Origin of the sequence: Aquirufa antheringensis, assembly GCF_004307425.1 — a bacterium.
GTDB lineage: Bacteria > Bacteroidota > Bacteroidia > Cytophagales > Spirosomataceae > Aquirufa > Aquirufa antheringensis.
The window spans coordinates 145,559-169,654 of the sequence record NZ_SEWZ01000004.1; the positions used below are offsets into that span (position 1 = coordinate 145,559).

Sequence of the window (24,096 nt, forward strand, 5' to 3'; positions counted from 1 at the left end):
AGATCTTGCTTAAAGTGTTATTAGTCAAATCTATATTTTCTATATTTGTATAGTTTTAAATTATACTATGACTATAACGCAATTAGAGTACATTGTCGCCCTAGCTGATTTGCAAAGTTTTTCCAAAGCAGCGGATTATTGCTGTGTTTCTCAGCCCAGCCTGAGTATGCAGGTGCAAAAGTTAGAGGATGAATTAAACCTTACCCTTTTTAATCGCAAGGCGAAACCTCTCGTTCCTACCCTAGCAGCAAGAGAAGTTATCGCAAAAGCACGGGCGATTCTGAATGAAAGTAATTCGATTCTTTCTCTTTCCAAAGGTTGGTCGAATCAAGTTAATGGTTCTGTTTCCATCGGTGTGATTCCTACGATTGCGCCTTATTTAATGCCCAAGTTTCTAGCGGATTTTCAGTTGAAGTACCCTGATTTGACTATTCGCATTGCGGAAACGACCACTGCTAATATCAAAAAAGGCATTCAGGAAGGAAAAATTGATATCGGAATTTTGGTTACCCCATTAAATGATTCGTTAGTAGAGATTCCACTCTATTATGAAGAATTGTTCTTGTACTCTAATGTATGGGAAGAGGATGGTTCGAAACTGAAATCGACGTTAGATCCCTCTAAGTTATGGCTATTAGAGGAAGGTCATTGTTTAAGTAGCCAAGTGAATTCCATCTGTAACTTACCTTCAGGCCCATTAGTGGGCACTAAGATGACATATCAAACGGGAAGTATGGAAACGATTGTGCGTCTGGCTGATCAAGGATTTGGCCAAACCATTATACCCCAAATGTTCGTGGATTATTTAGATCCTAAACTAAAAGAAAAAGTGTACACTTTGCCTGAACCTAAGCCTGTACGTGAGGTGGCATTAGTGCATGCCATTTCTTATTCAAGAAAAGCGATTGTTAAAGCGTTAGAATTAGAGATTTTGGCACACATACCTGATTCGTGGAAACAAGCGCAGGAACGGAACATTATCCCCATATAGTTTTTGCCTTAGCGCTTCTTAATAAAGGTCTAAGGAACAATAAACTAGCCCCAAAAACAAAGGTTAGTACCAAAATGCTGATCCGCATATTGCCCGTTAATTGAATAACAAGGCCAAACATAAACGTGCCTAAAACTGTTGACATTCGGTCACAAACGTCAAAGAAGCTAAAATAGGACGCGGTATCCTTCTCCCCTTTTGGACATAATTTAGCGTAAGTAGCGCGGCTATTGGATTGAATTCCGCCCATCACAAAACCGATGGCAGTCGCTAGTAAATAAAAATTAAATTGAGACGTGACCGTATACGCATAAGCGCAAATGAATATCCAAACTAGCACAATTAAACCTAATGCTTTGATATTACCTATCCAGCCTGATAATCGGGCACAGAAATAGGCGCCAGGAATAGCTACGAGTTGAATCAGTAAAATAGTGATAATTAATGCATCTTCCGGTAAATGCAATTCTTGGCTTCCAAATAAGGCGCCTAAATACATCACCGTTTGGGCTCCCATATTAAATAAGAAGAAACTGACTAAAAAGAATTTGACCTCTTTAATCACGATTACTTCCTTAAATACTTTGCGAAGTTCTTTAAAACCTCCCAGCCACCAGTGCCTCGTATCTTTCTCTTTTGCAATTGAATCAGGAAGGTAGTGTAAGGGGATTTGTGCAAATAATAACCACCACAAACCAACGGTTAAAAATGAAACGCGAGCAGCCATCTCGCCCCCTATTTCGCCATACCATTCGGGTTTTAGAAGCATCGTTAGGTTTTGGACTAATAATAAAACAGAGCCTATGTAACCTAAGGTAAACCCTTTTGCACTTAAACGATCAAATCGATCGGGGGTGGCTATTTCAGGCAGAAAACTATTGTAGAATACCATACTTCCACCCCATCCAATGATAGAAAATAGGAATCCGAGCGTACCTATATAGTAATGGCCCTTACTGAAAAAAAATAAGGCTATGCAGCTGAAAGACCCTAGATAACAGAAAAAACGCATAAAACTTTTCTTCGCGCCTGTATAATCCGCAATTCCAGAGAGGAAGGGCATCAATATAGTTAGGGCTAAGAAGGCAACGGAAATAGAATAAGAAAAAACAACCGTATTGCTTAGTTCGAAACCTAAAATGGAAATCATTCCAGGCGTAGTGCTTCCTAGGGTAATCGCTGCTGAAGGAAAATAAATGGGAAAAATGGCTGAAGTAATCGTTAAAGAATGCACAGAATTAGCCCAATCATAAAAGGCCCATGCATTTAACGTTTTCGGATTATTCAGCTTTTGTTCCATTAAAATAAGCCTAATTGTTCCCCTTTAGGTGGGTTTTTTATTTCAAAAGGAATATCCTCTTTCTCTTCCGGTTGTTCTTTTTCTTCGGGGAAATTGACTACGAATTCAGGCTCCTCTGAAGTGGTTTCTGCTGGTGTTTCTGTGGACACTGAAACGGTTTCTGCTACCTCTTCCACTTCCTCCGCTTCCTCCATCTCTACAGGTTCAGGTACATCTGGTGACTTTTCAACGACTGGAGCTTCCTCCTTCGTTGCAAGGAAAACAACTTCGACTAGTTTCGGATAATTTAACTTACTTCCTAAAGCCTTCCACCCTCTTACTTCGGCTAACTCATCGATTGGAATGATTTCTAACTCATTCGTCTTACCATCTGGTTTATGCTTTATCTGTACGTTAGGGGCATAATTATCTGTTACAGCAATTAGTTTACTTGCTTTATGATCCGATATGAATAAGAATTTCTTATCTAATGATGTTGTTTCTAAATGGAATCGTTTGATTAAGTGCGTCTTGTTAGATCCATCGAAGTAAGCTGCAGAAATAATAGCTTGAGGCTCGAATTTCTTTAAGTACATGATTTCCTCAGCCGGGTAACGATTTGTTAACTCAAAGTTAGTTAACTCATAATTACCTGATCCATAAATAGCAAGTATGCTATCATTTGGTTCAAAATTGCCGATATGGTCTCCGTGTCCATCGCGGTTTAAGCGACCAATCGTAGGATCGTACCAGATATCCACCCCACCTAAAGTAGATACTCCCGCTGATTTCATTGTGATTTTACGAACGGGGTATTTGGTGAGCATATTTCCTAAAGACTCTCGGCCTTTAATCGCTAGTTTCGCGAAGTCATAGTCAAATTGCTTGATTTTTGCCGTACAATTTGCGGTTAGACTAATTTGGATTACCTCAGCCTCGCCGTTTTCATTGGCAGAGAAATAGGTAAGCTTAGACTTCGCATTATCGCTACTCACTTTGTATTCGCGATCACGCGTAACCGAAGTTACTTTGAAACGTTTTACATAGGAAGTGCCAGACTTGCCATCTAAGTAAACGACGTTATAGACTTTTCTATCGTCGTTTTTCTTAAATACGGAGCAATAAATAATATCGCGACCCACGAATACCTTTTCTTGTACTTTAGTCACGACACAGGTACCGTTTGAGCGAAATACGATGATATCATCGATATCTGAGCAATCCATTACGTATTCGTCTTTCTTCAAGCCATAACCGATGAAACCATCTTCGCGGTTGACATATAACTTCTGGTTAGCAGCAGCAACGACAGTTGCAGAAATGGTATTAAAGTTCTTGATCTCCGTGCGACGCTCTCTCCCTTTTCCGTATTTAGCTAATAGATTCTTGAAGTAATCTATTGCAAAACGGATCAAGTTCGCCAAATGATCTTCTACTTCGGCTAATTCGTCTAATAAACGCTTCATTAATTCGTCTGCTTTGAAGCTATCGAATTTTGAAATACGCTTGATTCTGATTTCTAAAAGGCGAAGAATATCCTCCTCGGTGATTTCGCGGTAGAAGTCTTTTTTGTAAGGCTCTAAGCCTTTATCTACTGTTTGAATAACTAATTCAAAGGTTTCACATTCTTCGATATCACGGTAGATGCGGTTTTCGATGAAGATTTTTTCCAAAGAGCTGAAAAGCACTTTTTCCATCAACTCCCCTTTGCGAATCTCTAATTCTTGACGAAGTAAATCAACTGTTTGGTTAGTAGAAACGCGTAGTATTTCGCCTACACCCATAAAGTGTGGCTTATCTTCGATGATCACGCAGGCATTAGGTGAAATAGATACCTCGCAATCGGTAAAGGCATACAAGGCGTCTATCGTCACGTCCGGTGAAATACCCGGTGCTAATTGAATTTGAATCTCTACGTCTTTGGCCGTATTATCAATTACCTTCTTGATCTTGATTTTACCCGTATCATTTGCCTTGATAATGGAGTCGATTAATGAAGTGGTTGTGGTCGTGTACGGAATCTCCGTTATGACAAGCGTTTTCTTGTCTAATTCATCGATTTTAGCGCGAATACGGATTTTTCCACCGCGAAGTCCATCGTTATAATTAGAGGCATCCATCATTCCACCTAATAGGAAGTCTGGATACAGTTCTACTTTCTTGTTATTTAAGATGTCGATGGATGCCTGGATAATCTCACAGAAATTATGAGGCATAATCTTCGTAGCTAAACCTACGGCAATACCTTCAACTCCTTGAGCTAGTAAGAGTGGGAATTTAATCGGTAAGGTAATGGGTTCACGCTTACGTCCATCATAGGACATTTGCCATTCGGTGGTTTGGTTGTTAAAAACAACATCGCTCGCGAATTTGGATAAACGAACCTCAATATAACGAGCCGCTGCAGCACTGTCGCCGGTGCGGTTATCTCCCCAGTTACCTTGGCAATCAAATAAGAGCTCTTTTTGGCCTAAATTAACAATCGCATCATTGATAGAAGCATCCCCGTGCGGGTGGTATTGCATCGTTTGACCAATGACATTCGCAACCTTATTGAAACGGCCATCGTCCATTTCCTTCAATGCGTGCAAAATACGACGCTGAACGGGCTTCAATCCATCTTCTACGGCCGGAACTGCACGCTCTAAAATAACGTAAGAAGCATATTCTAAGAACCAATTCTCATACATCCCTGCTACCGCAATCTGATTCTGTAGTGCGCCGTCCGCTGTTTCACTCATAGTAATTATAGCTAATTATCTTCCGCATGGAAGAGTTGGTACATGATTAATGCTGTAGCCCCCCAAATCAAATTCCCCTCATACACAAAGGATGGACTCAGGATCTTATTTCCATCGTAGCTAACTTCAAAAGGTTGTAGATTAGCTGAATCTTGAAAGAAGGATACAGGTATTTCAAAAATACGATTAATTTCTCTTTTATTTAAATCGTAAGACAGCTTTTTATTTATCCGAATCGAAAATGCCGTCATCCAATAATTAGAGACATGAATCCAATGCTCTGTAATGTATTTCAAAGAAGTCGAATCGATCTCCACTCCTATTTCTTCCAGCACTTCTCTGGCTGCTGTCTCCCGTAAATCTTGATCAGTTGGATCCATTTTTCCGCCTGGCAGTGCCATTTGGCCACTGTGGTGACCATCGTACTGATTGCGCTCGATGAGAATAAGGTGAGGTTCTTGTTCTTCTATTTCGATCCACAGGACGGCGACTGCTGCCTGTTTCGCATTTTCTTTAATCTCCGGTTTTTGAAGAATTTGTTTGTAAATCTGCTTGAAAGGTTCGAATTCCTTCATCCCTACATTGTTTTAGCGATAGCCTCTGCACATCGTATTCCGTCCAAAGCAGCAGACATGATACCTCCCGCATATCCACCACCTTCACCACATGGATACAAACCTTTTATCTCGGGATGTTCCAACGTTTCTTTATCACGGGGTATTTTCACAGGAGAGGATGTTCTACTCTCTAAGCCAATGATTTGGCCTAAATTAGAAGAAAATCCAGGTATCTTCTTATTGAAATCTTGGAATCCCTGAGCTAATGGTTCTGAAATGTAATCTGGTAAAAATTCCCGCATCTCGCCTGGTTCTAATCCTGGTACATAACTGGTAGGATGCGAACTCTTGCTTGCTTTTCCTTGGATAAAATCGAGAGTATATTGGGAGACCGCTTTTTGGGACCCTCCTACTAAACTCCCTGCCTTCTGCTCTAATTCTTCTTGCAATTGCATCCCTGCCAAAGCTCCAAATTCCTTGTACCTCGCTAAATCTTCCGCTACAATACTAACGACAATGCCAGAGTTGGCATATTTAGAATCCCGTCTGGAGGGGGACATGCCATTCACCACCACTTGATTAGGGGATGTGGCAGAGGGAACAATGAAACCTCCTGGGCACATACAGAAAGAGAAAACGCCGCGTTGTACTCCTTGGAAATTACTTTGCGTTACCAAACTAAAACTAGCTGGTGGTAAGTACTCGGGCCGTTGTTTTACCTTGTATTGAGCTTGATCTATGAAAGTTTGCTGATGTTCAATTCGTACGCCGATAGCGAAAGGTTTAGCTTCGATAGCTACGCCTCTGTTTTGTAATAATTGGAATATATCTCTGGCAGAATGGCCCGTGGCTAATAAAAGTCGATCGGCTTGAAATTCTGCGTTATTCGAGCATACCACCCCTTTGATGTATTTATTTTCAATTAAAAAGTCCACTACTCGGTGATGAAAATGTACTTCTCCTCCCGCTGCAATGACTGCATCCCGCATGGATGCGATAATACCTGGTAACTTATTTGTTCCTATGTGTGGGTGAGCCTCAAATAAGATATCACTATGAGCACCGTGAGCTACAAACGTCTCTAGAACGCCTTTAATATCGCCGCGTTTCGTACTTCTCGTATATAATTTACCGTCAGAATAGGTACCTGCGCCTCCTTCTCCAAAACAGTAATTGGAATCTGGATCCACTAAATTAAAGCGGTTAATAGCGGCTAAATCCCTTCTACGGTCACGCACATCTTTACCGCGTTCTAAAACGATGGGTTTGATTCCTTTTTTGACAAAATCGATCGCCGCAAATAATCCCGCTGGACCAGATCCAATGATGATGACTTTTTTAGCGTTCTTTGATAAAGTGGGTAATTGAGCAGAAAGGCTGAAATCGTGCCCCTTCTCATAAAAGCCAATCCGAAGATTTACTTTAATTTGTCTACTTCTAGCGTCGATTGACCTTTTTTCAATGCGATAGGTACAAGCCGCTAGATACGCCTCTCCCATTTCAGCTGTTAAAAATTGAGCTAATTTTTCAGGTGAATGGGCAATATCTGGGCTAAGAACAAAGTCTCTTTGGTCAATCATACGAGTATTTTGTGCAAATTTACGAATCAATTTTGACTATTTCAGATGAATAAGCTTGGCGCAGAAGTTTCCCCCTATTTATTGCAACATAAAAACAACCCGGTTCATTGGGAGCCATGGGGTCCTGAGGCATTAGAACGAGCAAAAATGGAAGACAAACCCATTTTAGTCAGTATTGGTTATGCTGCCTGCCATTGGTGCCATGTGATGGAGCACGAATCATTTGAGAATGAGGAAGTAGCAGCCATCATGAATGAATACTTTGTAAATATTAAAGTAGACAGGGAAGAACGACCGGATGTGGATATGGTGTATATGGAGGCATTACATCAAATGGGATTGAATGGTGGCTGGCCACTGAATGTGTTTTTATTACCAGACCAAAAACCTTTTTACGGCGGGACTTATTTTAAAAAAGCTAATTGGATACAGCTGCTTCACTCTATTCACATTGCTTTCGTGAACAATCGGGAAGATTTAGCCAAATCAGCAGATGGTTTCGCCGAAAGTCTTTCTGAAAAGGCCTCGTTCTTTGCTCATTCGGATTTAGCTGAAACGGCTGCTGTTATTCCTGCTGCTTTGACTAAAATTAAATCGGCTTTAGATCCTGTTTTTGGTGGTATTAATAAAGCGCCTAAATTTCCTCTACCCTCTTTAATTCAGTTTTTGTATTCGGTTCCCAGTTCTCTATCTGTTGAATTAGGTTTACCTATTCTTCAAAAAACGTGGATGGAGAAAATGGCTCAAGGGGGAATCTATGATGCTGTAGGTGGTGGATTTTCGCGCTATTCGGTGGATTCGGAATGGTTTTGTCCGCATTTTGAAAAGATGCTCTATGATAATGCGCAATTATTGTCTGCCTACACGAAAGCCTATAAGCGAGAGCGTAATCCGCTGTACCAAGAGGTTATTTTTGATACGATTTCCTTTTTAAAGAGAGAGTTACTTTCTCCTCGGGGATTGTATTATTCCTCCTTAGATGCGGATTCAGAGGGTGAAGAGGGATTATTCTACACCTGGTCTCATGCGGAATTGGCTGCCTTGAATAATGAAGAATTCTTAAAGACTTATTCCATCTCAAAGAATGGGAATTGGGAAGACGGACGCAATATTTTATTCAAATCATCTCCTGTTTTAAATGCGCATTTTGAGAAAGAGATGGTGGTTTTACGAGCTGCAAGGCTTACGAGAATAAGACCTGGGACAGATATAAAGGAAGTCTTGGTTTGGAATGCTCAATTAGTGGCAGCATTTGTTGAGGTTTATCAAGTTTTTGGCCGAAAAGAGGATTTACAAAGTGCTTTGGATTTACTGCAGGCCATTGAAACGCATTTGAACAAAGATAATCTTTGGTTACATCAAGCTCAGTATTCTCGTGAGCCTATTGGTGCTTTTTTGGATGATATGTCGGCTTTGGTTTTGGCCTATATTCATGTTTATTTATTGACTTCAGATATATCCTATAAAGAGAAAGCTGACAAACTTCTGCAGATAATATGCGATGATTTTGCTCATCCTGAATTAGCGTTATATCAATACCGGTCTAAAAAGGCAGACTATTTAATTGCTGAAAAGGTGGAAGTAATGGATTCGGTGATGCCTTCGTCTAACTCAATGTTATGTGAAGCTTTTTTATGGATGGGAATATTGAAAAATAAAGCCGATTATACACTTCAAGGACGTGCGATGTTATCGCAGATACTCGAGAGAGCCATGGCTCATCCAGCCTATTTTGCGAATTGGTTGCGTATTTATTCCGAGTGGATGGAGCATCCCAAGGCGATGTTGAAATATGCTGGAAATGGCGAAGAGTTAGCCGGTTTTGACTGGTGTATCGATAAGGATCAACTTGTTTATGTTCCTTCGGATGAAATAGAGGCCTATTTGTTGTGTGTGGGAGATTATTGCTTTGCCCCTGTTTTGACCTTGCAAGAGGTAGATAAACAGCTTTCGGAACTTATTTAATTCGTTCCGGATTCTCAGTGACGAATGCACCCCAGCCTTTCTTCGTGCCTTTGAGCGTGGAACTGATGTTTTTATTGTGGAAATGATGGCAAATGGCGATTCCGAGGGCATCCGTAGCATCGTGCATTTTGGCATCTAACTTAATGTTCCCTATAATCTCCACCATTTTTGCGACTTGTTCTTTCGACGCATTCCCATTCCCTGTCACGGATTGCTTGATCTTTTTAGGCTCGTATTCCGCTATGGGAATTGATTTCGAAAAGGCCAAAGACATCACCATTCCCTGCACGCGCCCTAATTTCAACATCGACTGAACGTTTTTTCCAAAGAAGGGAGATTCAATTGCGATCTCATCTGGTAAAAACTCTTCTAAAATCCCTAAAACGCGTTCGTGAATCTTTAAGAATTTAGCTCCCTGCGTCGTGTATTTAGTTAAGTTTAACACTCCATACTGTAACACCGTAACCTTGTCATTCGTGATACGCAATAATCCATAACCAAGGAAACGCGTTCCTGGGTCAATGCCTAAGATTATTTTTTCTGAAGAGGAAGTGCTAATTTGCGCCATTAATGCTGTGTATGTTTATTCATCAAATTCCGTCGTTCGTTCCTGCCCTTTTACCGCGTTTTACGTGGTCAAAACCAGCTGATCGTCAGATTTACTTAACCTTTGATGATGGACCAACTCCTGAAATTACGGATTTTGTCCTAGAATGCTTGAACGAATACAAGGCAAAGGCTACATTTTTTTGCATTGGCAAGAATGTGGTAGAAAATTCGAGTATTATTCAACGCATTCAGGCTGGTGGTCATAGTATCGGAAATCATACCATGAACCATAGTAATGCCTGGAAAATGGATTATGCTTCCTTTTTAGCTGATGTTGAGAAATGTGAGGATGTATTTGCGCAGCAACACATCACATCTGTCGGTTTTCGTCCTCCCTACGGGCGGATTACGCGCAAGATGTACCTTGAAATGGAAAATGTTTTTCTATGGAGTGTATTAACGGGAGATTACAATGCATCATTAACTTCTTCCGCTATCCTAAAATCGGTTCTTCCTTTATTAAAACCTGGTGCTGTTGTGGTGATGCACGATAGTGTCAAAGCTTTCCCCCACTTACAGGTTATTTTACCTGTCATTCTTCGTTATTGTCAAGAACAAAATTTTGATTTATCCGCCCTATGATAGATACGCACGCACACCTGTATGATGTTCATTTTCAAGAAGATATTATATTTCACTTAAAGGAGATTCAGAACGCCGGCGTAACTGAAGTTTGGTTGCCTAATTGTGATTCGGAATCTTGGGTGGATCTGAAGAAGTTAAGTGAAAATCACCCTGATTTTGTTCTTCCTATGATTGGATTGCATCCTACCTATGTGAAAGAAAATTACTTAGAAGAGTTAGCTGTGCTAAAAAAGGAGTTAGACAATAAAAAGGTGCTAGCCATAGGCGAAATTGGACTCGATTATTATTGGGATACGACCTTTGCAGACCAACAAATGGACGCCTTTAAGCAACAATGCCATTGGGCATTAGATCTTGGTCTGTGGGTAGATATACATTGTCGAAAAGCCTATGCAGATTTAATTAAAACGCTTAAGTTACCTGAATTCTCTCCTTTAGGAGGTATTATTCATTGTTTTGCAGGTGACGCTAGAGAAGCAAAGGTTTTGACTGATTTAGGCTATTATTTGGGTATTGGCGGTGTAATTACTTATAAAAACACGACGCTATTTGAGGATATCAAGGATATTCCTTTGTCTCGAATTGTATTAGAAACAGACGCACCCTATTTAAGCCCTGTACCCTTTAGAGGAAAGCCTAATTCACCTAAGAACATTCCGATTATCGCTCAAAAATTGGCTGATTTATACGAGGTATCCCTGGAACATTTGGTGGAGCAAACAAATCAGAATGCACAGCAATTAAAAACTATCTCAGGTTATTAATTAGGCCTTTCATTTGATTATCCCAGTCAAGTATGGCTTTTTTTAGTCTTAAGACCACGGAATTTGATGATTCCTTAAACTTTGTCCAAGAGCCTTGAAATACTAATTTCCCATTCTCCATAATTCCTACGGAATGGCTCAATTGTAGTATATCGGTCAAATCATGACTAATCAAAATACAAGGAATAGCCCGCTCATTAACGACTGAAGCTATTATTTGAGAGAATTCTAATTTTTGTTCCGTATCTAATTGACTAAAAGGCTCATCTAATACCAAATAAGAAATAGGTTGGCTGATGGCTTCCAGTAAGGCTAATTTTTGTCTTTCACCTCCAGATAAATCCGCTACTTTTGTGTCGCGCTGTTTCGATAAGTAAAATTGCTTCAGGTATTTAGTTATTACCGCATCTTGTTGGGCATTAGGGAGGTATTGGAATAATACTTGTGCATAATTATATACGGTGTGATGAGGCTTTAAATGGAGGGTTTGAGGGACGTAGCCCGCTTTTTTGAATTTCGGAATTAATCGATCCAAACCATCATTTAATTCCTTTGAATCTATGCTAATGGAATAGTCTGGATCGTATTTCAAACCCACTAATAGGTTCGCAATCGTACTTTTTCCCGAACCACTTTTTCCAATTAATGCGTAGATTTCACCTGATTTTACCTTTATTTGAATATTGGATAAAGCAAAATGACTAGTAACCTGGTGTTTCTTTATGCCGATTTTTAACATTAAACCTATTTAAAATGATTCTGTGCGGAATTGATGTGGGAACTTCTTCCATTAAAGTTAGTATTGTTGATGCAGCAAACCAACAATTAGTTTATTCTACTTCTTATCCAGAGGTTGAAAATGAGATTTCTTCCCCTCAACCAGGTTTTGCTGAACAGGACCCAGAACATTGGTGGTATTGTGTTAAACAAGCTATTTTAAAAGCGAATTCTACAGGTTTGTATGACCCTAAAAACATCGGAGCCATTGGTATATCGTATCAAATGCATGGTTTGGTCGTCGTAGATAAAGAAGCTCAGGTGTTACGCCCATCTATTATTTGGTGTGATTCCCGTGCCACTCCTTTTGGAGAAAAAGCTTATAAAGACTTAGGAGAGTCATTTTGCCAAAGTCATTACCTGAATTCTCCTGGTAATTTCACCGCCGCTAAATTAGCCTGGGTAAAGGAGAATCAACCTGCCGTTTTTGAACAAATCGCACAGGTATTATTGCCAGGTGATTTCATTGCAGGTCGTTTTACATCCAATTTTACCACAACAGCTTCAGCCCTCTCAGAAGGTATATTGTGGGATTTTAAAGAATCGCACACTGCTAAAGACTTAATGGCTTATTATGGCTTCCCTGAATCCATTTTTCCGCCAGTTCATCCTTTGTTTTCGGATCACGGCACGATAACTGCTAATGTAGCTGCTGAATTAGGTTTAGGATCTCACGTGAAGGTAACCTATAAAGCTGGTGACCAGCCTAATAATGCCTATTCCTTAGGTGTTTTACATCCGGGTGACATCGCCACTACGGCTGGTACCTCAGGGGTAGTTTATGGAATTTCAGCTGACTTAAAGTTTGATACAGAAAATCGGGTTAATTCGTTTGCCCACGTAAATCATACAGCTACTAAAACAAGTGTAGGAGTGTTAATGTGCATCAATGGTACGGGTATTTTAAACCGTTGGGTGAAGCAGAATTTCTTTCCTTCTTTAACTTATTCCCAAATGAATGAGTTAGGTGCAAAAGCGACAATTGGTACGAATGGTTTAGTTTGTATGCCCTTTGGGAATGGTGCAGAGCGGATTTTCCAGAATCAAACCTTAGGTGGCAGTTTTCAGCATTTAGATTTCAATCGCCATCAATCAGCTGATATTATTCGTGCCGCTCAAGAAGGTATTGCCTTCTCCATGGTCTATGGCATAGAATTGCTTGGTAACGTGGGCGTTAAGCCTAAGAAATTAAAGGCAGGTTTAGCTAATATGTATTTGAGTGAGCTATTTACACAAGCCATTGTGAATGCCTCAGGTGCTTCAGTAGAATTATTGGAATCAGATGGAGCTTTTGGTGCGGCTTTAGGTGCGGGTGCGGGTGTAGGATATTATGCTAATGAAGATGAAGCGGTGAGTCATATCAAAGTCTTGAAAACGATTCATCCTGATGGAAGTTTAAAGAATGCCTATGCGGATGCTTACGGTGTTTGGAAGAATAACCTACTCGCTTAAAAAAGGTAAAGCCTCTCAATCGCTTGAGAGGCTTGTACCCAGAGCCGGAGTCGAACCGGCACGGGCTTGCACCCACGGGTGTTTGAGACCAGCGCGTCTACCAATTCCGCCATCTGGGCAATTCAAAATTGCAATGCAAAACTAGGCTAAATGATTTGCTTTCGCAAATGTGTTTAACACAAATTCTGTTTTATTCGTAACGTAAAGCTTCCACTGGATCCATCTTAGAGGCTTTAAAAGCTGGATAAATTCCTGAAAATAAGCCAACTAAAATGCAAATTATAATCCCGGTCGTCATCCATAACCAAGGGATAATAAAACTAGCTGAACCAGAGCTAATAGCTTGTGCAATTAGGTTTCCAATTGGAATGGCGAACATAATCCCTCCTATTCCTCCTAGTAAACATATAACAATCGCCTCAATCAAAAACTGTTGTAGAATACGACCTGGCGTTGCTCCTAGCGATTTACGGATACCAATTTCACGCGTTCTTTCGCTGACAGAAACCATCATAATATTCATTAAGGCAATAGCAGCACCTAAAAGTGTAATAAACCCTATCACAAATCCACCAATGCGTAAAGAACCTGTTATGCTTTCGAAACTTTTCGCCATAGAATCTGAACGGTCAATACTAAATGAATCCTCCATGCCTATCGGATCCATTCGTACCTTCCGCATAGCCCCACGGGCTTCTTCCATGAAATCATCGAGGTTATTAATTTTTGCAGACGATGTGGTGATATCAAATGTCAAATTGCGACCCACAGCCATTTTACGACCCGTTTCTAAAGGAACAACGACCACTCGATCATCTCCTCCACCCATCATATTGCCCTTTTTCTCTAATACTCCTATCACTTTTAGCTTTATCCCAGAAACGATAATTTCAGATCCAATAGGACTTTCTTTTTCATATAATTGATCAATGACGTCAACACCTAAAATACAAACGTTAATGGCATTCAGTTGTTCATTGGGCGAAAAATTACGCCCTGCACCCACTTTATAACCTTTTAACTCCATGAAGTTTTCGTCAATTCCGAGCACACGGGTGTTAGGATTTGTTTTCTTGGACGCAAATTTCGCAATGGCATTAAAATTGACATTGGTTTTTAGAGATACTTTTCCTTTTGTAGAAAATAAAGATTTGTAATGGATAGCCTGACGATAATCGATATTTTTAAATCGTTTTTCTTTTTGACCTTCTCGCCTTACTTGCATAGCTGGACGATTACGAATGTCAAACGAATTAGCCCCTAAACCAGAAAAGGAATTATCTACAGAACTTTGAATTCCATCAATAGCCGTTAAAATTCCCACAAGGGAGGTAATCCCTAAGGATATGATGAGTGCAGTCAACACCGTTCTCAACAGGTTACCCTTGATGGAACGCAGACCCTCTAATACATTTTCTTTTACATTCATATGCTCTATTTGACTAAGCCGGATTCTTCCGGCGACTTTTTGACTAAGCCGAAGGCGACTAAGTCACGCTGTGACGACTGTTGCAAAGCTACCGCAAGTTATCCCCTTTTTCACAGCATTAAAAACCAATGAAACAGGCTTTTAATCCGTTAGTCCTTTTTTTGACCTAATTAATTCAATCCTCCCTCTTTCTTAATCGCGAACTATTTGATAATTTAGTGTAAAATTATGTCAGTGGAAGAAAATCAACAAAGCGCACCCATTTATAACGACGATAGTATTCGTTCCCTAGATTGGAAAGAGCACATTCGGCTTCGTCCGGGTATGTATATCGGTAAATTAGGCGATGGTTCATCGGTGGATGATGGTATCTATGTTCTTGTGAAAGAGATCATGGATAACTCGATTGATGAGCACATGATGGGAAATGGGAAGTCCATTGACGTTAAAATCTCTGATCATAAGGTGGAAGTGCGTGATTACGGTCGGGGTATTCCTTTGGGAAAAGTGATCGATTGCGTTTCCAAAATTAATACGGGCGGTAAGTATGATTCAGGTGCTTTCCAAAAGTCCGTAGGTCTGAATGGTGTAGGTACAAAAGCTACGAATGCCCTATCTAATTATTTTAAGGTACAATCTTACCGAGATGGCCAAACAAAGTGGGCTGAGTTTTGTAAGGGTGAATTAACCGCTGAATCTCCTGGCATCGAAGCATCGAATGGGAAAAGTGGAACGCACGTTCAGTTTGAACCAGATAATACGATCTTTAAAAACTATCATTTTATTCCGCAGTATTTAGATTCCTTATTTTGGAATTATGCCTATTTAAATGCGGGATTGACCATTAATTTTAATGGAGAGAAGTATTTCTCCCAAAACGGACTCTTCGACTTACTTTCTAAAAAGACGAATGCAGAAGAAAACCGGTATCCTATTATTCATTTAAAGGGTAATGATATCGAATTAGCGATAACCCATAATAACCAATACGGAGAAGAATATTACTCTTTCGTAAACGGACAAAATACGACTCAAGGAGGAACTCACCTGGCGGCCTTTAGAGAGGCGATTGTTAGAACGGTGCGTGAGTTTTTTAAGAAAGACTTTGATCCATCGGATGTACGTGCGAGCATCGTGGGTGCCATTGCGATTCGGGTTCAAGAACCCGTTTTTGAATCTCAAACGAAGACTAAATTAGGTAGTACGACTATTTCACCTGATTCAAACTCTACCTCGATTCGTACGTTTGTAGGAGATTTTGTAAAGACGGAATTAGATAATTATTTGCACCAAAATCCAGCTTCTGCCGATGCTTTACTAAAGCGTATTTTACAATCAGAACGCGAGCGTAAGGATATTGCTGGTATCAAGAAATTAGCTAATGAGCGTGCGAAGAAAGCGAACTTACATAATAAGAAATTAAGGGATTGTCGTGTACACTTGTCGGACGAGAAATCAGAGACACGTCACGATACTACTTTGTTTATTACGGAGGGTGATTCAGCTTCTGGGAGTATCACCAAATCACGTGATGTGCAATTGCAGGCTGTATTTAGTTTACGAGGTAAGCCATTGAATAGCTTTGGCCTAACAAAAAAGATTGTCTACGAAAATGAGGAGTTTAATCTATTGCAACATGCGTTAGATATTGAAGATTCCTTAGATAATTTGCGTTATAATAAGATTGTCATTGCGACGGATGCCGATGTAGATGGCATGCACATTCGGTTGTTGATTTTAACCTTCTTTTTGCAATTCTTTCCTGATTTAGTGCGTAATGGTCACTTGTATATTTTGGAGACTCCCCTATTTAGAGTTCGAAATAAGAAAGAAACGCGTTATTGCTACTCTGATGAAGAACGTCGCAATGCGATCGAGGCCTTAGGTCCTAAGCCTGAGATTACACGATTTAAGGGTTTGGGTGAAATTTCGCCTGAGGAATTCGGAAACTTTATTGGTGAAGATATTAAGTTAGAGCCAGTGATTCTAGAAAAAGATTTTACCATTCCGCAGCTTCTGACCTATTACATGGGTAAGAATACACCGGAACGTCAAAAATTCATCATTGACAACCTCGTTGTTGAAAAAGATTTGGAAGAGGTTTTATTAGGGTAATTAGAAATTCAATTCAAGGAGTTGCTTAAGTTCTTTCAAGGCTTTAGTAGCTCCTTTTTTTTCTGCTTCCTTTATCCCTAATTGTATTATTTCTTCTGCTCTATCTTCCTTGATTTCAGTTAGAAGTGCGTTCGCATAGGTGTAGTACGTCGCTACATAGTCTGGGAAATCTGTAATGATTCGTTCAAATCGCTCAAAAGACGCTTCAATAGCCTTTTCTTTATACAATTCTATCGCTAATAGATAGTGGTTAAACGGATCCATTGGATCTTGATTAATCTCATTTTTAATAAATTCTTTGCGATCCATTTTGCTAAATTAAAAACAAATTAGTATGCTTGCATAACAATTTAATCTGCCATGAAAATACTAGTCTGTATCTCCTGTGTCCCAGACACTACCTCAAAAATAACAATAGATCCATCAACCTCCCAAATTAGTAGCCAAGGATTAACATTTATCGTAGGTCCTTACGATGATTATGCCCTTTCAAGAGCTATTGAATTAAAGGAAAGTACTGGTGCTGAAGTAATTGTTTTGCATGTAGGTGGTTCTGAATCTGAAGCACTTATTCGTAAATGTTTAGCGCTGGGTGCAGATTCAGCTGTACGCGTGGATGGAAATCCTACTACTTCAGCTCAGATTGCGAATGCCATTGTATCCTACGTTAATCAAAACCCTATGGATCTCATTTTAATGGGTAAAGAATCCATTGATTATAATTCAGGTATTGTCCATGGTTTAGTGGCGGGAGCTTTAGGGTATACCCATTTTAACCCGGTGATGCATTTAGATATTGCTGGTTATGGTTTAAAATTAGAAGTGGAGATGGATGGTGGTAAAATGGAGGTTTCTTGTCCCCTACCCGCTGTTTTGGGTTGTCAAGAACCCATTGCCGAGTGGAAGATTCCATCCATGCGCGGTATCATGACGGCTCGTACAAAAGAAATAGTGGTATTGCCTTTGGAATCCATCGGTCAAATTCAGATTGTTAAAGCGGATATTGCCGAAACAGCTCGCAAGAACAAGATGATTAAAGCCGAAGATGCTGAACAGTTAATTGATTTATTAAGAACGGAGACAAACGTATTATAAGATGAAAAAGGTCGCTATTATTGCTCAGACAAAAGAAGGTCAGCTTTCTGATACTTCTATTCAATTAATTTCATTTTTATCTTCCTTCACGCCGGAATCCATTTTACTGGTGGCTATAGGCGAAGTGAAGTTTGCTTCGTTACCTGCTTCAAAATCAGTTGATGTTATCACTTTATCTGAGGGATTGTGGGCAGATTCGTCTTCCATTGAACCATTATTGAAAATAGTAGACGGTTTCACCGTATTTGGTATAAAATCTATTCAAGTCGATAATTTGTTAAGCCTATTAGCTGCAAGTTCATCTCAAGAAATGATTTCAGGCGTTCAGCAATTGACTTATTCGGCAGGAAAATTCACTATTAGTAAATCGATCTTTTCTGGTAAGGCTTCGTTAACAGTGACATCGGAATCTGCGTCTTATTTCAGCTTGAATCGCAATTTTGATTTTAGTGGTAATGCAGCGTATGGAGATCAATCGATTAGTTCTGTTACCACTTTAACGAATGCATCAGGTAGCAAAGCTTCTATTCTTGCCTTAAAACCGATTACTGGCGCTATACCTTTGCCAGATGCCGCATTAGTGGTGGGTGCTGGTCGTGGTTTAAAAGATCCAGGTAATTGGACAATTGTAGAGGATTTGGCCAAAGCCTTAGGCGCTGCAACCGCTTGTTCTAAGCCCGTATCTGATCTAAATTGGCGCCCTCACCATGAGCACGTAGGACAAACCGGCGTTAAGATTTCACCTAATTTGTATATCGCTTGTGGTATTTCTGGTGCCATTCAGCACTTAGCTGGAGTAAATGGTTCGCGTATCGTAGTAGTGATTAATAATGACCCAGAAGCACCGTTTTTTAAACACGCAGACTATGGAATCGTGGGTGATGTGAATGATATACTTCCCAGGTTAACAAAAAAGCTTCAATCTCATTAAAATTAGCGGTCTAATTGGTACATTTGTGTTTTAATATAGGCCTTTGAAAGAGTTTGTTCCTTTGCGTATTCTATCGGTTAACCCTAGTTCTGTAGGTGCTAGCTCCTACATTCTTTTACTAGAGTCTGATAATGCGCAGTCCTTGCGTTTTCCGATTGTGATTGGAAGTCAAGAGGCGCAATCTATTTCCGTTTATTTAGAAAAAATACAGACCAGTCGTCCCTTAACGCATGATTTGTGTGTTAATCTCCTTTCCTATTCGAATGTATCTATTCAAAAAGTCTTAATTACCGACTTTAAAGATGGTATTTTCTATGCGAATCTGGAGGTATACAAAGATGGAGAGACCTTTCAAGTTGATGCGAGGCCGTCAGATTCCATTGCTTTGGCCATCCGTTTAGATATTCCCATTCTAATATCTGAAAAGTTGTTACATGAGATTTGCATTCCGGAGGAAGAGTTTTTGGATGAATTAGAGGATGATCTTGATGTGTTAGCGAAGGCACCAGTTGTTCGATCTAAGGCCGAATTAGATGGATTGTTACAGAAAGCCCTGCAAGACGAAAACTATGAAGAGGCTGCCAAATTACGAGATGAAATTGAAAAATTATAAATATGAAATATTCTAAAAGCCGTCCACAATCTACCCAGTTAACCTTGGTGATTTCAATGGCGAGTTTGGCCTTTATTCTTGCATTATTCTTTCAATTGTTTGTTAGCGTAAAGTCGTGGGGAGATGAAATTAAGTCTCAGATGAAGGTATATGTCTATTTAAGCGATTCATTATCCACTTCTGATTTAGCTGCTACGATTACTTATTTCAAAACTCGCCCCTATTTAGGACAAAAGGAGTTGAAGCCTGAATTAGAGTTTAAGTCCAAAGCCCAGATTGCTTCTGAATTCCTTAAATCTTCACAAGAAGATTACCAAACCCTTCTAGGGGAAGAAAATCCATTTAAAAACTGTTTGATTTTAGGTATTAAGGATGAATTTAAAAACGAAGCTGCCTTTAAAAAGATTGTAACAGAAATTCAAACAAGACCCGAAGTGTACGAAGTAACTTACCCGAATACATTCATCGGTTCTTTATTAGGTAAAATTAAGGCAGTGGGTTATGTAGGATTGATTTTAATAGTCATTTTAGTATTGTTTGTTTATGTACAATTAGCAAACAATATTCGACTTCATATTCATGGAAACCGTGTTTTGATAAAGACGATGCAATTGCTAGGTAGCACGAATGGATTTATTCAAAAGCCCTATTTATTGAATGCTTTATTAGTTGGTTTCTTAGGTGGACTAATAGGTTTCGTGCTAGCGGATGGAGCATTCTATTATTTTTCTACATCAATTCCTGAGATTTCCTCGCTATTTTTTGAAATAAACAATCAAGTTCAATTGGTTCTGGTCTGTGTAGGTTTTTGTACCCTATTCAGTTTAATTGCTTCCTTCTTTTCTATTTCAAAGTATTTAAAAATTCAACATACAAACCTATTTTAATATGAGTCAATCCAATATGCCATTAGGGGCTAAAGACATCAAAATTCTCTTACTAGGTATAGGAATTATGTTGGTTGGTTTTTTTGTGATGACCTTAGATAAAGAGGAATTTGGCTTTGGCTTTTTGGGCCTAACCCTTGGTCCTATTCTGGTTTTAGTCGGGATCATTATTCCGGTGTTCTCCCTTTTTAAGTGGAAACGCTAATGACAGAGATTCTTAAAACGATCATCTTAGGTTTAGTAGAAGGTTTAACGGAGTTCTTACCTGTGTCATCTACGGCTCATTTAATTGTGTCTGAAAATTTGTTAGGAATTGAAAATTCTAAGTTTCTTAATTTCTTTACTGTTTTCGTTCAATTAGGTGCTATTGCTGCTGTCCCGTTCCTCTACTTCAAACGATTATTTGCCTCTGGATTATCCATTTATTATACGATTATTGCTTCTTTTATTCCAGCGGTGATCTTAGGTGTTTTGTTGGATGATTTCTTAGAAGCGCTTTTCCAAGGCTATTGGTTTATAGCTGGGTCTTGGATCGTAGGAGGATTCATTCTTATCCGAATAGATGCTTGGTTGCCTTCAAAAGTAGACTCAACAGAAATTAACACCATCTCCTATTTAAATGCCTTCAAAATAGGCTTATTTCAATGTATAGCGATGATTCCTGGTGTTTCCCGTTCGGGTGCAACTATCGTAGGTGGCCGCGTTTTAGGTCTAAGTCATTCTGCAGCTGTCGAATATTCCTTTCTATTAGGTATACCTACTATTTTAGGAGCGTGTGCTAAGAAATTATTGGATTATCGCCACGACTTTGATGTGTTGTTTACGAAAGAACATTTTCAATTTTTGGGAATTGGCACAGTGATTAGTTTTATCGTGGCACTCCTAACGATTCATTGGATGGTCGGATTTGTAAAAAAACATGGTTTTAAATTATTTGGATACTATCGCATTATTGTTGGTCTTTTATTAAGTGTGTACCTGTGGATGAGTTAATAGAAGTTCAAGATAAGTTTTATGTGATTAACAAGCCTAGAGAATGGTCTTCTTTCGATGTGGTAAAGAAGATTCGGAATATGGGTCGATTTAAAAAGATAGGTCATGCAGGAACGCTAGACCCATTAGCGACAGGTATTCTAATCATGTGTGTGGGTAAATACACAAAGAAGATTGATTATTTCCAATCTCTTCCGAAGACTTATACAGGCAAACTAGTTTTGGGTAAAACCACTCCTTCCATTGATTTAGAAACCGAGTTTGACGGTGAATATCCAATTGATCATATTGATTCCAGTTTACTAGAGGATGTCCGTCAAACGTTTTTAGGTACTATTCAGCAAGTCCCTCCTATTTATTCTGCGATTAAACTCAATGGGCAGCGTTTATTTACGCATGCGCGAAATGGCGTAAGCGCAGATGAATTAGAGATTAAGATAAGGGAAGTGGAAGTGTATCGAATGGAAATTGATGCAACTCATTTTCCTGAGATTAGCTTTGAGATTGAATGTAGTAAGGGAACTTATATTAGGAGTATTGTACGAGATTTTGGCATAAAATGTCAATCAGGTGCTTATATGAGTGAATTGGTTCGAACAAAAATAGGTGATTGGGGTTTAGATAAAGCCCAGGAGGTAGCCACTTTTAACAGCGAATTACATGAAGTGCTTTTATAGTTTTGATACGGTTTCGATTGATTCGCCAACAGCTGTGACTATCGGTATGTTTGATGGTTTGCATTTGGGTCACCTGAAGGTGATACAGGGCTGTTTAACTGCAGCTAAGGAGGCAAATCTTAAGACCTGTGTCATTACGTTCTCAAATCACCCCGCGGATCATTTTACAGGCAAGCGTAATGAATTATTGATGCCCATGCAGGAGAAAATTGCAGCATTGGAGGGATTGGGAATTGATTATGTGATTATCATTCCATTTGATGCCTATATCGTCGAATTACCTGCAAAAATGTTTATTCAAGAACATTTAGTGCATCGTCTAAAAGCACAAAAAGTGATTTTAGGCTATGACAATCATTTTGGAAAAAACAGAGAAGGTTCCATTTCTTATATCAAGGAGCATTTTTGTGCTGAATTAGAGGCCATCTCCATTGATGTGGCAAAAGTGGATGAAGTAATAGTTAGTTCCTCACAAATTAAAAAGTACCTTTCAGAAGGAGAAGTAATTAAGGCCAAAGCAATGTTAGGGCACTACTTTGCTATTTCTGGCCTTGTGGTTCATGGGAATCAGAATGGCCGTAAAATAGGTTTCCCTACCGCAAATATGTCGCTAAACGCAGATAATAAATTCATTCCACAATTAGGAGTTTATTTATGCGAAGTGTATCTAAAAGAAGGTAGCTTCTACGGCTTGACTAATATGGGATATCGTCCTACGTTAAATAAAGATGAAGGAATTCACATCGAAACACATATTTTAGGTTACGATGGAGACCTGTATGGACAAGGAATCGAGATTCGATTTATGGAAAAAATTAGGTCTGAGAAGCGATTTGACTCCTTTGAAGAATTAAAGAATCAAATCGCCGCTGATTTAGCTTGGGCTAAATTGTATTTAGCATAAATTCATATAACTACCCAAGAAGACTATTTCATCCCCTCTTTTCGTTAATAATTCTTGTATTTTTTGATCTAATTTATTGCCTTCAATGTCAATAAAGAACCAGAATTTAAATTCATTCGTGTCCTTCTGAGGTCTCGATTCTATTTTCAATAAGTTGATACCTCTCGTCTCAAAATCTTGTAAAAGAGAAAGTAAAGCACCTGGTTTATCATCATTCTTTAGCATAACAGCCAAACTGGTCTTATCCTTATCTGTTTTCTTCAAATTTTCGACTTTGGAAATAATGAAAAAACGCGTTTGATTCGCATCGTTATCTTGAATGTTATCAAACAAAATAGGTAAAGAATAGATCTTAGCAGCGATGTGCGAACACAAAGCAGCTCCATCCTCTTCTTCTACGGCTAATTTAGCCGCGCGTGAGGTAGAATCAACTTGAACAAAGAAATCTTCCTCCTGGCCAGAGAAATAGTCGTTTAAGAAGCCTTTACATTGTTGGAAGGCAATGTCTTTCGAATAAATTCTTTTAATGCCCTGAATTCCATTATGCTTAGAGGCTAAACAGAAGTTAACTGGAATAATAATTTCTGATATGACGAATAAATTCTTCTCATTCAAAAGATCCATCGTTTCCTTTACCATCCCCTCTTGATTATTCTCAATGGGAACTACACCGTATTTGGCACGACCTGTTTCTACCGATTCAAAAACAGATTTTATGGAAGGCAACGAGATGTAATCAGCTACCGCACCGAAACGGTTTTCTGCTGCCTGATGCGTAAAACTACCTTCAGGCCCTAAATAACAAATAATTTCAGGTAATTCTAAATTACGTGATACCCCAAAAATTTCTAGAAAAATTGCCTCGATAGCCTCTTTCTTCAATTTACCCGTGTATTGATTAGCTAAACGATCAATGATTTCTTTTTCTCTATCTGGATGGTAGATAACTGAATTAGATTCTCGTTTTAATTTACCTATCTCCTCTACAAATTCCATTCTTTGCACCAATAGGGAAAGAATCGAATCATCAATGTGATCTATTTTGTTTCTTAATTCAGGTATGTTCATGCGTAAAATTGTGCTAATTAGCTCAATTTACGAATTTTAGCAGATTTTAGGAAGGGAAATAAAAAAAAGGATTTGAATAAATCC

At 39.2% G+C, this 24,096-nt stretch carries 23 protein-coding genes and 1 tRNA gene; 14 read left to right on the forward strand and 10 right to left on the reverse strand.

The features are described from left to right. The first annotated feature begins 67 nt into the window (after positions 1–67). A complete protein-coding gene (locus tag EWU21_RS09235) occupies positions 68–991 on the forward strand; it encodes a LysR family transcriptional regulator (RefSeq protein WP_130896677.1) in 924 nt (307 codons plus the stop codon). Here the strand turns inward: EWU21_RS09235 and EWU21_RS09240 are convergent. From EWU21_RS09240 to EWU21_RS09255, 4 genes are read right to left on the reverse strand one after another with little or no spacing between them, the layout of a single operon-like run. Beyond that, on the reverse strand, positions 978–2,291 hold the full coding sequence (locus tag EWU21_RS09240; RefSeq protein ID WP_130896678.1) for an MFS transporter: 1,314 nt from the start codon (positions 2,289–2,291) through the stop codon (positions 978–980). The genes EWU21_RS09235 and EWU21_RS09240 overlap by 14 nt on opposite strands. Continuing rightward, positions 2,291–5,011: a DNA gyrase/topoisomerase IV subunit A gene (locus EWU21_RS09245; RefSeq protein ID WP_130896679.1), complete on the reverse strand. Its 2,721-nt coding sequence runs from the start codon at positions 5,009–5,011 to the stop codon at positions 2,291–2,293. Before EWU21_RS09245 ends, EWU21_RS09240 begins: the two co-directional genes overlap by 1 nt. 11 nt (positions 5,012–5,022) lie before the next feature. Beyond that, positions 5,023–5,586, reverse strand: a complete 564-nt coding sequence (locus EWU21_RS09250) for an NUDIX hydrolase (protein WP_130896680.1) — start codon at positions 5,584–5,586, stop codon at positions 5,023–5,025. Positions 5,587–5,588: 2 nt separating this feature from the next. Further along, positions 5,589–7,148, reverse strand: a complete 1,560-nt coding sequence (locus tag EWU21_RS09255; protein ID WP_130896681.1) for an NAD(P)/FAD-dependent oxidoreductase — start codon at positions 7,146–7,148, stop codon at positions 5,589–5,591. A 45-nt stretch (positions 7,149–7,193) separates the two neighbouring features. Between EWU21_RS09255 and EWU21_RS09260 the strand changes: the two genes are divergently transcribed. Further along, positions 7,194–9,113: a thioredoxin domain-containing protein gene (locus EWU21_RS09260; RefSeq protein ID WP_130896682.1), complete on the forward strand. Its 1,920-nt coding sequence runs from the start codon at positions 7,194–7,196 to the stop codon at positions 9,111–9,113. On the opposite strand, the gene ruvC is transcribed toward EWU21_RS09260, so the two are convergent. Then, positions 9,106–9,681 (reverse strand): crossover junction endodeoxyribonuclease RuvC, encoded by a 576-nt coding sequence (ruvC, locus tag EWU21_RS09265; protein ID WP_130896683.1) that lies wholly within the window; start codon positions 9,679–9,681, stop codon positions 9,106–9,108. The genes EWU21_RS09260 and ruvC overlap by 8 nt on opposite strands. An 11-nt stretch (positions 9,682–9,692) precedes the next feature. Between ruvC and EWU21_RS09270 the strand changes: the two genes are divergently transcribed. After that, positions 9,693–10,304 (forward strand): polysaccharide deacetylase family protein, encoded by a 612-nt coding sequence (locus tag EWU21_RS09270; RefSeq protein WP_161566503.1) that lies wholly within the window; start codon positions 9,693–9,695, stop codon positions 10,302–10,304. Beyond that, on the forward strand, positions 10,301–11,071 hold the full coding sequence (locus EWU21_RS09275; protein WP_130896685.1) for a TatD family hydrolase: 771 nt from the start codon (positions 10,301–10,303) through the stop codon (positions 11,069–11,071). Before EWU21_RS09270 ends, EWU21_RS09275 begins: the two co-directional genes overlap by 4 nt. On the opposite strand, the gene EWU21_RS09280 is transcribed toward EWU21_RS09275, so the two are convergent. Beyond that, entirely contained in the window at positions 11,055–11,810 is a 756-nt protein-coding gene (locus EWU21_RS09280) for an ATP-binding cassette domain-containing protein (RefSeq protein WP_130896686.1), read from the reverse strand. The genes EWU21_RS09275 and EWU21_RS09280 overlap by 17 nt on opposite strands. A gap of 14 nt (positions 11,811–11,824) precedes the next feature. Here EWU21_RS09280 and EWU21_RS09285 point away from each other — a divergent pair, with 14 nt between their 5' ends. Beyond that, complete coding sequence (locus EWU21_RS09285; RefSeq protein ID WP_130896687.1) at positions 11,825–13,300, forward strand: xylulokinase; 1,476 nt, start codon at positions 11,825–11,827, stop codon at positions 13,298–13,300. A 35-nt stretch (positions 13,301–13,335) separates the two neighbouring features. Here the strand turns inward: EWU21_RS09285 and EWU21_RS09290 are convergent. Then, positions 13,336–13,419, reverse strand: a tRNA-Leu gene (locus EWU21_RS09290). A 71-nt stretch (positions 13,420–13,490) separates the two neighbouring features. Continuing rightward, positions 13,491–14,729: an ABC transporter permease gene (locus tag EWU21_RS09295; RefSeq protein WP_130896688.1), complete on the reverse strand. Its 1,239-nt coding sequence runs from the start codon at positions 14,727–14,729 to the stop codon at positions 13,491–13,493. Positions 14,730–14,957: 228 nt separating this feature from the next. Between EWU21_RS09295 and EWU21_RS09300 the strand changes: the two genes are divergently transcribed. Continuing rightward, positions 14,958–16,844 carry a DNA topoisomerase IV subunit B gene (locus tag EWU21_RS09300; RefSeq protein WP_130896689.1) on the forward strand — a complete coding sequence of 629 codons (1,887 nt, stop codon included), beginning with the start codon at positions 14,958–14,960 and terminating at the stop codon, positions 16,842–16,844. Here EWU21_RS09300 and EWU21_RS09305 read toward each other — a convergent pair whose 3' ends face one another. Further along, on the reverse strand, positions 16,845–17,153 hold the full coding sequence (locus tag EWU21_RS09305) for a tetratricopeptide repeat protein (RefSeq protein WP_130896690.1): 309 nt from the start codon (positions 17,151–17,153) through the stop codon (positions 16,845–16,847). 51 nt (positions 17,154–17,204) lie between these two features. Between EWU21_RS09305 and EWU21_RS09310 the strand changes: the two genes are divergently transcribed. Genes EWU21_RS09310 through EWU21_RS09345 form a run of 8 tightly spaced genes read left to right on the forward strand, consistent with a single transcriptional unit; the run spans position 17,205 to position 22,944 of the window. Beyond that, the gene (locus EWU21_RS09310; protein ID WP_130896691.1) at positions 17,205–17,939 is read left to right on the forward strand and encodes an electron transfer flavoprotein subunit beta/FixA family protein; all 735 of its coding nucleotides are present in this window, start codon (positions 17,205–17,207) and stop codon (positions 17,937–17,939) included. 1 nt (position 17,940) lies between these two features. Then, positions 17,941–18,870: an electron transfer flavoprotein subunit alpha/FixB family protein gene (locus EWU21_RS11390; RefSeq protein WP_236633209.1), complete on the forward strand. Its 930-nt coding sequence runs from the start codon at positions 17,941–17,943 to the stop codon at positions 18,868–18,870. 43 nt (positions 18,871–18,913) lie between these two features. Continuing rightward, entirely contained in the window at positions 18,914–19,483 is a 570-nt protein-coding gene (locus tag EWU21_RS09320; RefSeq protein WP_130896692.1) for a bifunctional nuclease family protein, read from the forward strand. Positions 19,484–19,485: 2 nt separating this feature from the next. Then, positions 19,486–20,370: a cell division protein FtsX gene (locus EWU21_RS09325; protein WP_130896693.1), complete on the forward strand. Its 885-nt coding sequence runs from the start codon at positions 19,486–19,488 to the stop codon at positions 20,368–20,370. A 1-nt stretch (position 20,371) separates the two neighbouring features. Continuing rightward, positions 20,372–20,575, forward strand: coding sequence for a DUF3098 domain-containing protein (locus EWU21_RS09330; protein ID WP_130896694.1), 204 nt, complete (start codon positions 20,372–20,374; stop codon positions 20,573–20,575). After that, positions 20,575–21,363 (forward strand): undecaprenyl-diphosphate phosphatase, encoded by a 789-nt coding sequence (locus tag EWU21_RS09335; RefSeq protein WP_130896695.1) that lies wholly within the window; start codon positions 20,575–20,577, stop codon positions 21,361–21,363. Before EWU21_RS09330 ends, EWU21_RS09335 begins: the two co-directional genes overlap by 1 nt. Beyond that, positions 21,351–22,040: a tRNA pseudouridine(55) synthase TruB gene (truB, locus tag EWU21_RS09340; RefSeq protein ID WP_130896696.1), complete on the forward strand. Its 690-nt coding sequence runs from the start codon at positions 21,351–21,353 to the stop codon at positions 22,038–22,040. The genes EWU21_RS09335 and truB overlap by 13 nt, the downstream gene beginning before the upstream one ends. Continuing rightward, complete coding sequence (locus EWU21_RS09345) at positions 22,024–22,944, forward strand: bifunctional riboflavin kinase/FAD synthetase (protein WP_130896697.1); 921 nt, start codon at positions 22,024–22,026, stop codon at positions 22,942–22,944. The genes truB and EWU21_RS09345 overlap by 17 nt, the downstream gene beginning before the upstream one ends. On the opposite strand, the gene pheA is transcribed toward EWU21_RS09345, so the two are convergent. After that, on the reverse strand, positions 22,936–24,012 hold the full coding sequence (pheA, locus tag EWU21_RS09350; RefSeq protein ID WP_130896698.1) for a prephenate dehydratase: 1,077 nt from the start codon (positions 24,010–24,012) through the stop codon (positions 22,936–22,938). The genes EWU21_RS09345 and pheA overlap by 9 nt on opposite strands. Positions 24,013–24,096 lie beyond the last annotated feature (84 nt).

Excerpts from the sequence above, each read along its gene's own strand:
- EWU21_RS09325 (WP_130896693.1), top strand. The coding sequence starts at position 19,486 with ATGAAATATTCTAAAAGCCGTCCACAATCTACCCAGTTAACCTTGGTG.
- EWU21_RS09300 (WP_130896689.1), top strand. The coding sequence starts at position 14,958 with ATGTCAGTGGAAGAAAATCAACAAAGCGCACCCATTTATAACGACGAT.
- EWU21_RS09280 (WP_130896686.1), bottom strand. The coding sequence starts at position 11,810 with ATGTTAAAAATCGGCATAAAGAAACACCAGGTTACTAGTCATTTTGCT.
- EWU21_RS09330 (WP_130896694.1), top strand. The coding sequence starts at position 20,372 with ATGAGTCAATCCAATATGCCATTAGGGGCTAAAGACATCAAAATTCTC.
- EWU21_RS09245 (WP_130896679.1), bottom strand. The coding sequence starts at position 5,011 with ATGAGTGAAACAGCGGACGGCGCACTACAGAATCAGATTGCGGTAGCA.
- ruvC (WP_130896683.1), bottom strand. The coding sequence starts at position 9,681 with ATGGCGCAAATTAGCACTTCCTCTTCAGAAAAAATAATCTTAGGCATT.
- EWU21_RS09345 (WP_130896697.1), top strand. The coding sequence starts at position 22,024 with ATGAAGTGCTTTTATAGTTTTGATACGGTTTCGATTGATTCGCCAACA.
- EWU21_RS09270 (WP_161566503.1), top strand. The coding sequence starts at position 9,693 with ATGTTTATTCATCAAATTCCGTCGTTCGTTCCTGCCCTTTTACCGCGT.
- EWU21_RS09285 (WP_130896687.1), top strand. The coding sequence starts at position 11,825 with ATGATTCTGTGCGGAATTGATGTGGGAACTTCTTCCATTAAAGTTAGT.
- EWU21_RS09235 (WP_130896677.1), top strand. The coding sequence starts at position 68 with ATGACTATAACGCAATTAGAGTACATTGTCGCCCTAGCTGATTTGCAA.
- EWU21_RS09310 (WP_130896691.1), top strand. The coding sequence starts at position 17,205 with ATGAAAATACTAGTCTGTATCTCCTGTGTCCCAGACACTACCTCAAAA.
- EWU21_RS09305 (WP_130896690.1), bottom strand. The coding sequence starts at position 17,153 with ATGGATCGCAAAGAATTTATTAAAAATGAGATTAATCAAGATCCAATG.
- pheA (WP_130896698.1), bottom strand. The coding sequence starts at position 24,012 with ATGAACATACCTGAATTAAGAAACAAAATAGATCACATTGATGATTCG.
- EWU21_RS09250 (WP_130896680.1), bottom strand. The coding sequence starts at position 5,586 with ATGAAGGAATTCGAACCTTTCAAGCAGATTTACAAACAAATTCTTCAA.
- EWU21_RS09335 (WP_130896695.1), top strand. The coding sequence starts at position 20,575 with ATGACAGAGATTCTTAAAACGATCATCTTAGGTTTAGTAGAAGGTTTA.
- EWU21_RS09295 (WP_130896688.1), bottom strand. The coding sequence starts at position 14,729 with ATGAATGTAAAAGAAAATGTATTAGAGGGTCTGCGTTCCATCAAGGGT.
- EWU21_RS09240 (WP_130896678.1), bottom strand. The coding sequence starts at position 2,291 with ATGGAACAAAAGCTGAATAATCCGAAAACGTTAAATGCATGGGCCTTT.
- EWU21_RS09260 (WP_130896682.1), top strand. The coding sequence starts at position 7,194 with ATGAATAAGCTTGGCGCAGAAGTTTCCCCCTATTTATTGCAACATAAA.
- EWU21_RS09275 (WP_130896685.1), top strand. The coding sequence starts at position 10,301 with ATGATAGATACGCACGCACACCTGTATGATGTTCATTTTCAAGAAGAT.
- EWU21_RS09255 (WP_130896681.1), bottom strand. The coding sequence starts at position 7,148 with ATGATTGACCAAAGAGACTTTGTTCTTAGCCCAGATATTGCCCATTCA.
- EWU21_RS11390 (WP_236633209.1), top strand. The coding sequence starts at position 17,941 with ATGAAAAAGGTCGCTATTATTGCTCAGACAAAAGAAGGTCAGCTTTCT.